This is a genomic window from Rhizobium sp. SVR5-2C (genome assembly GCF_056755115.1).
Genome location: NZ_JBNDHT010000165.1, coordinates 1 through 13,671, shown reverse-complemented (window position 1 = coordinate 13,671; position 13,671 = coordinate 1). Strand labels below are relative to the sequence as shown.

Sequence of the window (13,671 nt, the reverse complement as noted above, 5' to 3'; positions counted from 1 at the left end):
CGTGATGGGGGGCGTGGGCTACAAATGGGAAGAATGGCTCTCTGCGTTCATCGGATATCGCGCGCTCGGTGTGAACTACAGCAACGACAGCCTGACCCAAGATGTCATCGAGCACGGTCCGATCCTGGGCGCCGTGTTCCGCTTTTAATCGACGTTCAACTTTGCGGCGGCTTCGAAACGTGTCGCCGCAAAGGTCCATCGGTTCGCTGATCTGCCGGGGCTCCGGCAAGCGTTCTGATGCAAGTCATTGGTTGAAAGCAAAGATCTTCTTCCAATCGTTCTTCATGTCGACCACCAGCCAATTCCGGAGTTCCGCCTCGTCCAACGCCTTGTCGAGCTTGCCGAACGACGATTGGCGGTCATAGGCGTATTCGCGGACGCCGTCGGTGTGATGGACGATCATCGCAAATCCTGGTGGTTTTGCTGCTGCCGCCCAGCGTAGCATCTCGTAGTCGCCGTCCGAATTTCCGGCGACGAAGATGGGCTTGCGGCCGATGAACTTGTTGATACCCACCGGCTTGCCGGGACCGTCGTCGACGAAGTCGATCTTCGGCAGCCGGTTCAGCACCGGTACGTCGTCGACGATCGCAAATTCGGTCGTGATGGTGCTGCCGACGACCTGTTCCGGCGGGATACCGTAGAGCTTCTCGGTGACCGGCCGCATGAATTCGACGCCGCCGCCCGACACGATGTAGGTCTTGAAGCCGTTGGCGCGCAGATAGTCCAGGAGCTCCCGCATCGGAAGGTAGGTCATCTCGGTGTAGAGCTTGCCGGTCTCCGGATGCTTCGCAGTCGTGAACCAGTCGGTGACGATCGTGTTGAAATGATCCGTCGTCATGCCGGCATGCGTGGCCATGCCGAGTTCGACGATGCCCATTTCTCCGCCCTTGGCGAGGCCCTTCAGATCGCCCTCGAGAACGCTCTTGAAGGGCTCCTTCGTCTTCCATTCCGGGTGCTCAGGGGCGAGCGTCTTCACGCGGTCGAGGATGAAACCGAGCTGGATGTAGTAGGGCTGCTCCGTCCAGAGCGTGCCGTCATTGTCGAAGACGGCGATCCGATCTTCGAATGCGACGTAGCGTTCGCCGCCTTCGGTCACGGTTGCCTTGACGAAGTCCATGATGCGGCTCTTGGCTGCCGTGTCGTTCCACGAGGGCAGCGGCTCTTGCGCCAGCGCCGGCAGGGCGCCGATCACCATCAGCACGAAAGCGACGATGAAAGAGGCGAGGATCGTGTCGACGTCTCTATAGGAGCTTCTCATCGTGTTTCTCCCCAAATCATTTGTTTCGTTATCGCGGCATTCTTTTCACACAGCGGAAGCCGACATGGCTCGTTGACGTGTCTTCGGGTTCGGCATGGCGGGCGGCGGGGCGGTAGCGGCGGCAGTAGTTCGGGGCACAGAGATGCGAGCCGCCCTTGAGTACTCGCCGCGGAATCCGGATCGCCGGCTGGTTGGGATCGTAGCTCGCCTCGGCATCGCCGCCGCGCGGGTTCTTCGGAATGCAGCAGGCCTTAGCGGCGGGTTCGCGATGCCGCGTGCTCCAGTAGTCGCCGGTCCATTCCCAGACGTTGCCGATCATGTCGTAGAGCCCGTAGCCGTTTGGCGGAAACGACCGCACCGGCGACGTGCGCTCATGGCCCTTCGGCTTCGTCGAGTAGGTCGGGAAGGTACCTTGCCAGGTATTGGCCATGATCTTGCCACCGGGCGTCATCTCCTCGCCCCAGGCAAACTCGGTGTCTTCGAGCCCGCCGCGGGCGGCAAACTCCCATTCAGCTTCCGTCGGCAGGTCGAGCCCGGCCCAATCGGCGTAAGCCCTGGCGTCCGACCAGGCGATGTGGATGACCGGATGGTCGAGCTTGCCGCGCAGGTCGCTCAACCCCCCGAGCGGTCGGCGCCAGTTCGCGCCGAACTTGAAGGTCCACCACTGCGAAATGTCCGGTCCGCTGACGCCTTTCGGCTGGACGAAGAGCAGGGAGCCCGCGCGCAGCATCTCGGGAAGGGCGCCCGGATAGTCCTTGGCGTCCGGCGCCTTTTCGGCCATTGTGACGTGGCCGGTGGCCTTGACGAACTCCATGAATTTGCGGTTCGTCACCGGCGTTTCGTCGATCCAGAACCCGTCGACGGTGACCGGATGGGCAGGCGCCTCCTCCGGATAGTGCCGATCCGAGCCCATCGTGAAGGTGCCGCCGGGAATCCAGACCATGCCGTCTGGTGCAGCGCCCGAGGTTGGAACGTCGTCGAATGCCGAAGCCATCGTCGCCTCCGGTTCAAGATGCTGCCAGCATCGCGCGTGAAGGGAAGGGGCGGAAGTACGTTACAGTAAATGCGGGCGTCGTTTACGCAAGCAGGAACGTAAATGAGGGTAGATTACCGCTGCTGACCGGACGGATTCAACGGCGGCAGGATCTCGGAATTCATGACGGATCCGGCCCTTCGGAAATCTATGGATTTCTGCAGAACGTGCCGATCGACCTTGGAATCTTCGGATCGGAACAGGCTCCGGGAGAGGAGATCCACCTGCAGCCGGAGATCTCTCGGCCCATCGTTCGCCCAGTCTTCCAGCGAGCGGTATCCCTGGTCGCGGCTCCAGTCCTGCAGTCCGGCATAGACGGCCATCTCGTCGGCCGACCCGATCGTCTTCCTGAGTTGGCGCAGGCGGAAGGCATGGGAGGCGCGGTATCGCTGGCGAAGCCAGCGAACGCGTTCGGCCAAGAGAGGCCCCAGCCGCCGGCCGAGCCACACGAGCGCCGCAGCTGCGAGCAGCGAAAGTATGCCTATCGCCAGCCTCTGCCTGTCGACGTGCGCGGGGCGGCCTTCGTCCTGCGTGCCCGCGTCCGGTGTGATGGTCTGGCGTATCGGTGCCGGTGCTACGGTGACCGGGACGGCGGGAAGGGAGGCCGTATCCTCCCGATGGTTGTCGACATCGAACCAGTCGTAATCGATCTCCGGAAGCGAATAGCTTCCGACCGCTTCGGCCGTGTATACGAGGGTCTCGATCCGTCGGCTGGCCATCTCCCGTCCGATGGCGATGCCGTCTTCGATCTTGGGCTGCTTCACATATTCGTGGAGTCCAGCCACCGTTCCGCCTCGCACGGCAGGAATCATCATGGCTTGAGTGTCCTCAGCGGTGATCGTGATCGTCCGGACGAGGGCGTCTCCCGCCTTCAGCGACGCCGGATCGCGGTCGAACGTCTGTTCTATGGTCAGTTTGCGTGCGGCGAAGGCGACCCGCTCCTGCATGCCGGGGCTTCCCTGTACCACGAAGGAGACCGACGGCGCTGTGACGACGCCGCGGGCGGGCTTGCCATCGACCGAGTAGCCGAGTTCCATTTCGATTGGCGGGACGACGTAGCGGCCGGGCATTTGGGGCACGACCGCGTAACGTCTCCGGATACCGGAATATTGGACGCCGTCCACGGTCTGGAGGAGGTTCTGCGCGCGTTCGTCCGGAAGCGTAACGAGTGCGTTCGGAAGATCAAACAGCGGAAACTGCGGAGGCGACGTGAAGAAGTCCGGCGCGAAGACATCCACCGTGACATACACCTGCCGTCCGGGAACAATGTCGCCGCCGTCGTCGACCGTCGCCTGCGCGAAGGGTTCTGCCGCCAGCGCCTGCAGCGGCGTCAGGAGAAGGAATAGTAGAAAGGCCAGTCTCATGGCGTCGCCTTCCGATCCTCAAGCGCGAACTTCCGCGTCATCAGGTCAGCGGGGCTCACCTGGATGTTCTTCATCCACATCTCCGATGTCTGCTCGGCAACGTTGACCTGCCCCGCCTTGCCTTGCTTGCCCTTGTCGTCGAACTGGACGCTGTCCGGCTTCTGGTTCGGGTCCTGCTGCTGCTCCTCGTCCTCCTCTTGCTGCTGCTTCAGCAGCTGCTCGGCAATACCGAGATTTGCCTCTGCCTCCGGCCAGCCGTTTCGCTTTTCCAGCGCCTTGCCGTAGGCGGCGCCGGCTTCTTCGAACTTTCCGAGGTGGAGGAGGGCATTGCCCTGATCGAACCAGCTTTCGGCGGTGTCGACATTGGCCAAGGAATCGACCGCATCCTGGAACCGGCCGGCCCGGTACAGGGCGACGCCTTTCCACATCGGGTCCTTGAAATGCATCGAAGCTGACGCGAAGTCTCCGCGCTCGAAGGCGAGGCGGCCTTGCTGGTCGGGCGTCAGCCACATGTCCACGAGGCTCGCAGCCTCGGCGGGCGGCGGGGAGAGGAGCCTTGCGCAGGCCAGCAGCACCGCGACCTTCACAACCCATCCGCGGCGGAATGAAAGCCCAAGCAGCAATGCCACCGGTATAAGGAGCCACCATCCGAGATCCCGCCAGCGATCGCCCTCCTTCGCCGCCTGCTGGGCGAAATTCCTTCGCACGTGCTGGGCTATCCATCGGACATCGGAATCGTCGTCGGTGATGGTTGCGACGCCGGCTCCCGTCTCGCTTCCGAACTGCTTCAGGCCATCGAGATCGAGCTTCGAGGCGACCCTGTCTCCCCCGGCGCCGGTCAGGAAGCCGCCGTCCGCCTGCTTGACGAGCCCGCCTTCCGCGGTGCCGACGCCGAGGACGAGGATGCCGCTGCCGATCTCTTTGGCCGAAGCGTTGGCCGCCTCTTCGACACCGTCGGTCATGAGAAGGATCGTGCCCGAGGAGCCATCCGCCTTCAGGAGGCTATCCGCAAGCCTCAGAGCAGCCGCGGTGTCCTTGCCGGGCTTGGGCATGATGCCGGTCGCCAGCGCATCGGTGTAGGTTTGGACGAGCGCTTCGTCCTCTGTGAGCGGCACGACGAGATGAGCGGTTCCCGAATAGGCGACCACGGCCGTGCGCGCTCCATCACGGGCCGCCAGAATGTCATGGATCTTCAGCTTCGCACGTTCGATGCGGCTCGGACTGATGTCCACGGCGTCCATAGTCGGCGAGAGGTCGACGGCGATGACGAGGGAGGCTGTGTCCGAGACGAAGGGTGGGGCTTCGCGCTGCCAGGTTGGCCCGGCCACTCCGAGGACGGCCAATGCCATGAGCGCGGCGATCATCCAGGCCGGTTTCAGCTGATTGCGCCGATCCGGCTCGATGACGAGGCTGTCGAGCAGGTGCGGCGCGAGCATGCCTTTCCATCGGCTTCGGATGTCTCCCGAGTGCGCGGCGAGCCAGACAATCATCGGCGGCACGATGAGCGCGAGAAGCCACCAGGGGCGGAGGAAATGGAAGTCGGCGATCATGCGACAGCCCTCCGTCGAACGAGGCCGATCGCTCCAGCGACGCAATACCAACCCGCCAGCAAGGCCACCGCTGCAGCGAGCGGCCAATGGAAGAGTTCGGTCCGTGGCCGCCAGGAAAGGTTCTTCTGGTCCTCCGGCGTGATGGTGTCGAGTTCCGCGTAGATGGCAGCCAGTTGATCTTGGTCGCCGCCGAAGAAGTATCGTCCGCCGGTGCCGGCGGCGATTTTCTGCAGCGTCGTCGTATCGAGCTTGTCCTCGCCCGTGGCGGCAGGATCCCCGATGCCGACGGTGTGGATCACGATGCTTTTTGCCTTGGCGACCTCGGCAGCCTTCAGCGGCGGCATCTTGCTTGCGGTGTCGTTGCCATCGGTGAGGACGATCAGCACTTTTTCCGGAACGGTTGTCTTGTCGAACATCCGAATGGCCAATCCGAGGGAATCTCCGAGCGAAGTCCTCGGGCCGGCGATGCCCGGAAGCAGGCCGTCGACCATGGTGCGGACGAGCTCGTGATCCATGGTGAAGGGCGCCAGAGGGTAGGGTGCATCGCCGAAGGCGATCAGTCCGATCCGGTCTCCTGTCCGTTTGACGATGAAATCGGAGACGACCTGCCGGACGGCGTCAACGCGTGGCTCGAGCGTCCCGCCGGGCGCGCGAAAGTCCTTGGTGTCCATCGACTGCGACAGGTCGAGCGCCAGCAAGATGTCGCGTTGCGGCTCCGTCTTTTCGATCGGCGGCTCGACGAACTGGGGGCGGGCGAGCGCCAAGACGACCAGGCACCAGGCGAGGCCCTCGACGATCGCCTGCGGCCAGGAGCGGCGAGGAACAACCGAGCCTTCGGTCGGACTCATGCCTGCTGCCTTTGCGACGAGTTCGAAGAACGGCAGGCGGATGGAGGCGGAGGTTTCCCGGTGAGGCGGCAGCAGCCACCAGACAAGCAGCGGCGCCGGCAAGAGAAGGAGCAGCCATGGGAGGTCAAATTGGTACATGGTGCTTCTCGATCCAGCGGCGGGCGCCGAGCAGGAGATCGTCGCCCACGCTCGGCGGAAGGGCTGCGAGGGACCCTTCGTCACGATACTCGAAGTCGTCGAACAACCGCTCCAATGCATGGCCTTCGCCTGCCTCTGCGGAGCCATCCAGGAATTCGTTCCAATGCGGGCCGGCCAGCGACGCCACCCGCTCCCGAGGCCAGACGGCAAGCGCCGTCCGTTTCAGCACCTCGGCAAGGCCTTGAAGGCCGCGTTTGCGCGTCATGGGACTACGGATATCGCCAGCGACGGCGTCGAGCAGGCGTAGCGCCTCCCGGCGATAGGCATTGCGGCGGTAGCGTCTCAGCGCGAGGAAAGCCCAGGCGAGCAGGGCCACGAGAAGGATTGCCGCGAGTGCCGCCCACCCCCAGGTCTGCGGCATCCACGAAACCGGCGGCGGAACCGCGATGTCGTGCAGCGAGCGCAGTGCGGTTTCCGTTATCGGGTCGAGCTTGGGGTTGGGCTCCATCAGTGCCTCCGTTGCCGCCAGGCCGATTGCTCGAGGAGGCGACGAAGCTGGGGCGCGGTTTCCTCCGCTGCCGATACCGGCAGCATCGGAAGGCCGAGATCCTTCTGCCAGGCGCGCAGGTCCCTGCCGCGGTTGCGGGCAAACGCATCGACGGAGCCGCGAACGGAACTTCGTCCGAGCGCAAGCTCCGCCTGCAGTGTGCCGCCACTGACGACGATCTCGCCGCTCGTCGGCGGTTCCAGCAGAAAGGGATCGTAGACAAGCAGGCAGATGACATCGTTACGGCCGGAAAGCCTGAGCAGGAGATTTCGCGTGGTCTCGCCATAGCCGTCGAAATCACTGACGACGATCACCAGATGGTCGTGATGGGCGATGCTGGCGACCTTATGCAGCGCGTCGTCCAGTGCCGCGGGCGAGGGTGTGACGGCATAGGTGGCGGAGAGCTGCGCATTCTTTTCCGCAATTCTGTTGGCGAGCGCGATGACGGCATTGCGGCTGCGGTGCGGCTTGACCTCATCGGTGCCGCCATCGCCGAAGACGAAGCCGCCGACCCGGTCGCCGGAACCGAGAATGCGCCAGGCGCAGAGCACGGCCGCCTCGGCCGCGGTGACGGATTTCATCGACCGGCGGCTGCCGAAGAACATGTTGATCCGCTGATCGACGACGAGGATTGCCGGGCGCTCCTTCTCCTCGCCGTAGGCGCGGACGACCGGCCTGCTGGTGCGGGCCGTCACGCGCCAGTCGATCGAGCGGATGTCGTCGCCCGGCAGATATTCACGCAGCTCCTCGAATATGAGGCCACGGCCGCGCAGGGACGATTGCATGCGCCCTGCAAGCTGCTGATGGCTGCGGGCCTTCTGGACGAAGCTCAGGTCGCGGGCGCGGGCTTCGAGAGCCACGAGCTGTTCAGTCGTCACATAAACACCGCCGCTGACCTTTGCCCCGGTCATGAGACAGCCACCAGTTCGGTGATGCGGTCGATGACCTTGTCGGCGCTCGTGTTCGAGGCATGGGCGTCATAGGAGAGGATCAGCCGGTGCCGGAATACGTCGTTGACGATCGCCTTCACGTCATCCGGCGTCACGTAGTCGCGGCCCTTCAGCCAGGCATAGGCGCGCGAGACCTTGTCGAGGCCGATGACGCCGCGCGGGCTGACGCCGACCTGCAGCAGCTTCGCGAGGTCCTTGTCGTAACGGTCCGGATAGCGCGTCGCAAAGACAAGGGCGACGATGTATTTCTCCACCGGGTCGGAAACCGTCACACTGCCGATCTCCTTGCGGGCATCGAAGACGGCCCGTGGATTGAGGCGTTCTACGGGAGCAGGCTTGGCGCCGCCATGGGCGGCGTTCTCTTCGTCGCGATTGAGCCGCATGATCGCGGCCTCCGATTTCTCGTCGGGATAGCCGACCTCGACATGCATCAGGAAGCGATCGAGCTGCGCTTCGGGCAACGGATAGGTGCCTTCCTGCTCGATCGGGTTCTGTGTCGCCATCACCATGAAAAGATCGGGCAGCGGGTAGCTCTTGCCGCCGACCGTGACCTGCCGCTCCTCCATCGCTTCCAGCAAGGCGGATTGCACCTTGGCGGGCGCGCGGTTGATCTCGTCGGCGAGAATGAGATTGGCGAAGATCGGGCCCTGCTGGAACTTGAACTCGCCTTTTCCGCCTTCGGAAAAGTAGACTTCCGAACCGGTGATGTCGGCCGGCAGCAGGTCCGGCGTGAACTGGACGCGCGAGAGCTCGGAATCGAGGTTCTTCGCAAGGCTCTTGATCGCGCGCGTCTTGGCAAGGCCGGGCAAGCCTTCGACGAGCAGATGGCCGTTGGCCAGGAGCCCGAGCAGCAGCCGTTCGACCATGGTTTCCTGGCCGATGATGGACTGGCCGATGCGCTCGCCGAGGGCGAGGATATCATCACGTGCCGTCATGTGTGCTCCGTGGAATTACGGATGGCGGGCGCGGCGACCGACCGCGCCCGCTTTGTCGATACCGCGCGTTAGCGCGCCGCGGCCGGGCTCTGGTCCAGCGACCGCATCAGCGCCTCGACCATCTGGTCAACGCTGAAGCTTGCCGGGCGTTGGCTCGGCGGATAGTCGCGGAAAGTCTGAAGGAACGGGGCCACCCGCCAGACACCGTACTGAAGGAGGTAGGCGTTCTTGGCCAGCCAGTCGTAGTACTGGTCGGATACCACGTCAGCTCGCTCGTAGGGGTCCATCCTCAAGTTGAAGACCTTCGGCGCGCGCAGGCAGACGAAGGGGTTGGCCCACACCACGAAACCGCCCGGCTCCCGCTGCTCGCAGAAGACGATCTTCCAGTTGCCGTAGCGGTAAGCGACAAGCTCGCCGTCGTCGTTGAAGTAATAGAATTCATCACGCGACGACTTGCTATCCTGGCCCGTCAGATACGGGAGTTGGTTATAGCCGTCGAGATGGACCTTGAACTGGTTGCCGCCGATCGTCGAGCCTTTCACGAGCTTGTCCTTGATGTCGGGATCGCCTGCGGCTGCAAGCAAGGTCGGGAACCAGTCCAGTCCGGACATCATCTGGTTCGAGACCTCGCCGGCCTTGATGTGTCCTGGCCAGCGAACCATTGCCGGAACGCGGAACGCGCCTTCCCAATTGGTGTCCTTCTCGCTGCGGAACGATGTGGTCGCGGCATCCGGCCATGACCACTGGTTTGGACCGTTGTCGGTGGTGTAGACCACAATTGTGTTGTCGGCGATACCAAGATCGTCGAGGCTTTTCAGCAGCTTGCCGACGTCGCCGTCATGCTCGACCATGCCATCGGCATACTCGTTGCCCGGCATCCCGCTCTGGTCCTTCATCGATTCCCGTACATGCGTGAAGGCATGCATGCGGGTCGTGTTCATCCAGGTGAAGAAGGGCTTGCCTGCCTTCACCTGCCGGTCCATGAAGTCGATCGCCGCTGCAGTCGTCTCGTCGTCGATCGTCTCCATGCGCTTCGTGTTGAGCGCGCCGGTATCTTCGATCTTGCCGTCTGCTGACGCTTTCAGGACGCCGCGCGGTGAATTCGTACGCACGAATTCCTGATCGTCTTTGGGATAGTAAGGCCGTTCCGGCTCCTCCTCGGCATTCAGGTGGTAGAGGTTGCCGAAGAATTCGTCGAAGCCGTGATTGGTCGGCAGGAACTCGTCGCGGTCGCCGAGATGGTTCTTGCCGAACTGGCCCGTCGCATAGCCAAGCGGCTTGAGGGCCTGGGCGATGGTGATGTCACGCGGTTGGAGACCCACCGTGGCTCCTGGGATGCCGACCTTGCAGAGGCCGGTGCGCAGGCAGACCTGGCCGGTGATGAAGGTGGAACGCCCAGCCGTGCAGGAGTTCTCGGCATAATAATCCGTGAACATCATGCCTTCCTTGGCGATACGATCGATATTCGGCGTGCGGTAGCCCATCACGCCGAACGAATAGGCGCTGATGTTCGTCTGGCCGACGTCGTCGCCGAAGATGACGAGGATGTTCGGCTTTGACGTGTCCTGAGGCGCTGCGGGTTCGGCGGCGGGCGCTGGCGCTGCGGGTGCCGGCTGCTGGGCCCTTGCCGCCGTGAGGAATGTTGTCGATGCCAGCGCCATGGCGACGGCGGCCGTTGCGGTGAGAAGTCTTCCGGAGAGTTTCGTGCCCATCACGTCCTCCCGGCTTTCAGGTCGTCCAACATTACGCTCTCCCTTATATCCGGCAGGGTACGGCCATGCCTGAACTGGATCGTCGTCATTCGACCCGGAGAGACTTCTCCTTAAAGTGCCTTAGCGGAAGTACGTTACAGTAAACGCTGACGTTGCATGCCGTAAATCCTGCCGTAAATCCTTGCCTCCTATTCGGTTGGCGGCTTCGATCCCGGATCCTCGCCGCATTGGCTTAGGTCATCCACTTCCGATGTTCGACGAACCGTTCGGCGAGCAGATCGATGAACAGACGGACCTTTGTCGGCAGGTGGCTTCTGTTCGGGTACACGGCGTTGATCACGAATTCCACGCCGCGGTAGCCGGGGAGCAGGCGGACGAGCCGGCCTTCGGCCAGGTCTTCCGATACGACGAAGCTCGGGGCGAGCCAGACCGCGCGCCCGCTGATGGCCAGATATCTCAGTGTCTCGGCGCTGTTCGAGACGACCGAGCCGTTGATCTTCACCTGGGTCCGGTCGCCCGTTTCAGTCTCGAAGGTCCATTCGTCGCCGTACGGATAGTACGTGTATTGAAGGCAGTCGTGACCGGCAAGATCGGCGGGAGTTTCCGGCGCCTTGTGTGCTTCGAGGTAGGAAGGCGAGCACACGAGCAAGTGCCTCCATGGCGTGAGCTTTCTGGCGATCAGGCTGGAGTCGGGCGAGGGAACCGGGCGGATGGCAAGGTCATATCCATCTTCGATCATGTCGATCATCCGCTCGCCGGTGATCATGTTGAGTGAGACGGAAGGATAGAGCTCGAGGAACTCGTCGATGACAGGCAGAAGGAAGGGTACGACTGCGGTTGTTGAATGGAGCTTGAGAACTCCGCGCGGCGTCGTGGTCAGCGCTCCTGCGGCGCGGTCGGCCTCCTCGAGATCGGCAAGGATCTGGGCGGACCGGTCGTAGTAGAACTTGCCCGTCTCCGTCAGGCTGACCTTGCGCGTGGTCCGGTTCAGAAGTCTGACGCCCAGCCTCTCTTCCAATGACTGCACGTGCGTGGCGACCATCGTCACCGACATGTTCAGGCGGCGCGCCGCCGCGCTGAAACCGCCGCATTCAACGACCTTTCCGAAGACCGAAAGACTTGTCAGCCGGTCCATGCCTGCCTCCTGATTATCCGCTCTCAGCGTATGATCCTTACCGATATACGCGGATTATCAATCGATGAATAGCGCGGCATCTTCGCGCCATTCAAGCAAGCCCGCGCTCGTTGCGCGAAACCGCAGGAGAATTGAAATGGTTGAGCTGCCCCGCAAGGAGGTGTTCGAGACTTCCGCCGAAGCCGACACGAAGATCAAAGACATCCCATCCGTGCCCGAGCAGAAGCCGGTCCCCGCACCGCCGGCGACTGCCAAGTCGCGGAAGGGCGGCGTCAAGAAGGGTGTGCTTCTGGCCGTTCTTCTCGCAGGTGCTGCCTACGGCGTCCATTTCGGCCACCACTACTGGACCGTCGGCCGCTTTATCGAATCCACCGATGACGCCTACGTGAAGGCGGACTATACGACTGTCGCTCCGAAGGTTGCCGGCTACATCAAGGACGTCCTCGTCAGCGACAATGACGTCGTAAAGGCCGGGCAGGTGCTCGCCCGGATCGACGACCGCGACTTCCAGGCCGCCCTCAACCAGGCAAAGGCCGACGTGAAGGCAGCGGAGGCAGCGATCACGAACATCGACGCCCAGGTCGACCTGCAGCAGTCGGTCATCGGTCAGGCGAAGGCCTCGCTCGACGCCTCCCAGGCCTCGCTGGTTTTTGCAAAATCCGATGCTGCCAGAAACGCCCGCCTCACGACCAATGGCGCTGGTACGCAATCCCGCGCCGAGCAGAGCCAGTCGCTGATGGATCAGGCTTCCGCCGCAGTCGAACGCGACCAGGCCGCCCTCGTCGCCGCCCAGAACAAGGTGCCCGTGCTCAAGACGCAGCACGACCAGGCCGTCGCCCAGAAGGATCGAGCCCTTGCCGTCGCCCATCAGGCCGAGCTGAATCTCTCCTACACGAACATCGTCGCCGCTGTGGATGGCACCGTCGGGGCCCGTTCGATCCGCGTCGGACAGTTCGTAACCTCCGGCACGCAGCTGATGGCGATCGTCCCGCTGCATTCGGTCTACATTGTCGCCAACTTCAAGGAAACGCAGCTCACCTACGTGCAGCCCGGTCAGCCGGTCGAGATCAAGGTCGACAGCTTCCCTGACCTCGAAGTCAAGGGGCATGTCGACAGCGTCTCGCCCGCAAGCGGTCTCGAGTTCTCGCTGCTGCCTCCGGACAATGCGACGGGCAACTTCACGAAGATCGTCCAGCGTATTCCGGTCAAGATCGTCATCGACGACGAGGACCTCGCCGGCCGTCTTCGCTCCGGCATGTCCGTCGAACCCGAGGTCAACACCAAGGCCGCGCAGCTATCGGAAGGGAAGTGAGGATTATCCAACCCCACCGGATAATCCTTCCGTTCCTTTCCCGATTATCGACCACCCAGCGTCATGAGAGATTCCGGACCAGCCGGAAGGAGAAAAGTCATGGCTACCCTTGAGATTGCAGCCAATAGCAATCCGCGCCCGCAGGCGCCCCTGGCGCAGCCCGCCAAATCCGAGATGAGCGCATTGCGCATGTGGATCGCCGTCGTCGGCTCTACGCTTGGCGCGTTCATGGCCGTCCTCAACATCCAGATCGTCAACGCATCGCTCGCAGACATCCAGGGCGCGATCGGCGCCGGCAAGGACGACGGCGGGTGGATTTCAACGTCCTACCTCATCGCCGAGATCGTGGTCATCCCGCTGAGCGGCTGGCTGGCCAGGGTCTTCTCGGTCCGCAGCTACCTCCTCGCCAACGCCATTCTGTTTCTGGTCTTCTCTGTCGCCTGCGCCTTCGCTGCGAACCTGCAGCAGATGATTGTCCTGCGCGCGATCCAGGGCTTCGCCGGCGGCGTTCTCATTCCGATGGCGTTCACCATCATCATCACGCTGCTGCCCAAGCCCAAGCAACCGATCGGACTGGCGCTCTTTGCGCTCTCGGCAACCTTCGCTCCGGCCATCGGCCCCACCATCGGCGGTTATCTCACGGAGAACTACGGCTGGGAGTTCATCTTCTACGTCAATCTCGTTCCCGGCCTGCTGATGGTCGGCATGCTCTGGGCGTCACTCGATCGCGCGCCGATGAACTTGGGTCTCCTGGCTAAAGGCGATTGGCCCGGCATCATCACCATGGCGATCGGGCTTGCCGCGTTGCAGACGGTGCTGGAGGAGGGCAACAAGGAAGACTGGTTCGGCTCGGACTTCATCGTCCGCCTGTCGATTATCGCTGCGGTCT

12 protein-coding genes are annotated in these 13,671 nt (G+C 63.0%); 2 read left to right on the top strand and 10 right to left on the bottom strand.

The annotated features are described in order from the left end of the window. Positions 1–244: 244 nt before the first annotated feature. The 10 genes from ACPYOI_RS31085 to ACPYOI_RS31040 all read right to left on the bottom strand — a co-directional run bounded on the left by ACPYOI_RS31085 (position 245) and on the right by ACPYOI_RS31040 (position 11,470). Entirely contained in the window at positions 245–1,195 is a 951-nt protein-coding gene (locus tag ACPYOI_RS31085) for an HAD family hydrolase (protein ID WP_481417578.1), read from the bottom strand. 91 nt (positions 1,196–1,286) lie between these two features. Continuing rightward, positions 1,287–2,252, bottom strand: a complete 966-nt coding sequence (locus ACPYOI_RS31080; protein WP_481417577.1) for a formylglycine-generating enzyme family protein — start codon at positions 2,250–2,252, stop codon at positions 1,287–1,289. 113 nt (positions 2,253–2,365) lie between these two features. Beyond that, on the bottom strand, positions 2,366–3,655 hold the full coding sequence (locus tag ACPYOI_RS31075) for a BatD family protein (protein WP_481417576.1): 1,290 nt from the start codon (positions 3,653–3,655) through the stop codon (positions 2,366–2,368). Continuing rightward, positions 3,652–5,205 (bottom strand): VWA domain-containing protein, encoded by a 1,554-nt coding sequence (locus ACPYOI_RS31070; protein ID WP_481417575.1) that lies wholly within the window; start codon positions 5,203–5,205, stop codon positions 3,652–3,654. The genes ACPYOI_RS31075 and ACPYOI_RS31070 overlap by 4 nt, the downstream gene beginning before the upstream one ends. Next, positions 5,202–6,191: a vWA domain-containing protein gene (locus tag ACPYOI_RS31065; RefSeq protein ID WP_481417574.1), complete on the bottom strand. Its 990-nt coding sequence runs from the start codon at positions 6,189–6,191 to the stop codon at positions 5,202–5,204. Before ACPYOI_RS31065 ends, ACPYOI_RS31070 begins: the two co-directional genes overlap by 4 nt. Then, positions 6,178–6,699, bottom strand: coding sequence for a DUF4381 domain-containing protein (locus tag ACPYOI_RS31060; protein WP_481417573.1), 522 nt, complete (start codon positions 6,697–6,699; stop codon positions 6,178–6,180). The genes ACPYOI_RS31065 and ACPYOI_RS31060 overlap by 14 nt, the downstream gene beginning before the upstream one ends. Further along, the gene (locus tag ACPYOI_RS31055; protein WP_481417572.1) at positions 6,699–7,649 is read right to left on the bottom strand and encodes a DUF58 domain-containing protein; all 951 of its coding nucleotides are present in this window, start codon (positions 7,647–7,649) and stop codon (positions 6,699–6,701) included. The genes ACPYOI_RS31060 and ACPYOI_RS31055 overlap by 1 nt, the downstream gene beginning before the upstream one ends. Beyond that, positions 7,646–8,623, bottom strand: coding sequence for an AAA family ATPase (locus ACPYOI_RS31050; protein WP_481417571.1), 978 nt, complete (start codon positions 8,621–8,623; stop codon positions 7,646–7,648). The genes ACPYOI_RS31055 and ACPYOI_RS31050 overlap by 4 nt, the downstream gene beginning before the upstream one ends. Before the next feature lie 68 nt (positions 8,624–8,691). Further along, positions 8,692–10,335: an arylsulfatase gene (locus tag ACPYOI_RS31045; RefSeq protein WP_481417570.1), complete on the bottom strand. Its 1,644-nt coding sequence runs from the start codon at positions 10,333–10,335 to the stop codon at positions 8,692–8,694. 232 nt (positions 10,336–10,567) lie between these two features. Continuing rightward, positions 10,568–11,470 carry a LysR family transcriptional regulator gene (locus ACPYOI_RS31040; protein ID WP_481417569.1) on the bottom strand — a complete coding sequence of 301 codons (903 nt, stop codon included), beginning with the start codon at positions 11,468–11,470 and terminating at the stop codon, positions 10,568–10,570. Between the two features lie 136 nt (positions 11,471–11,606). Between ACPYOI_RS31040 and ACPYOI_RS31035 the strand changes: the two genes are divergently transcribed. Then, entirely contained in the window at positions 11,607–12,782 is a 1,176-nt protein-coding gene (locus ACPYOI_RS31035) for an HlyD family secretion protein (RefSeq protein WP_481417568.1), read from the top strand. A 99-nt stretch (positions 12,783–12,881) separates the two neighbouring features. Beyond that, positions 12,882–13,671, top strand: a 790-nt coding sequence (locus ACPYOI_RS31030; protein WP_481423826.1) for an MFS transporter, incomplete at its 3' end; no start/stop codon positions are given.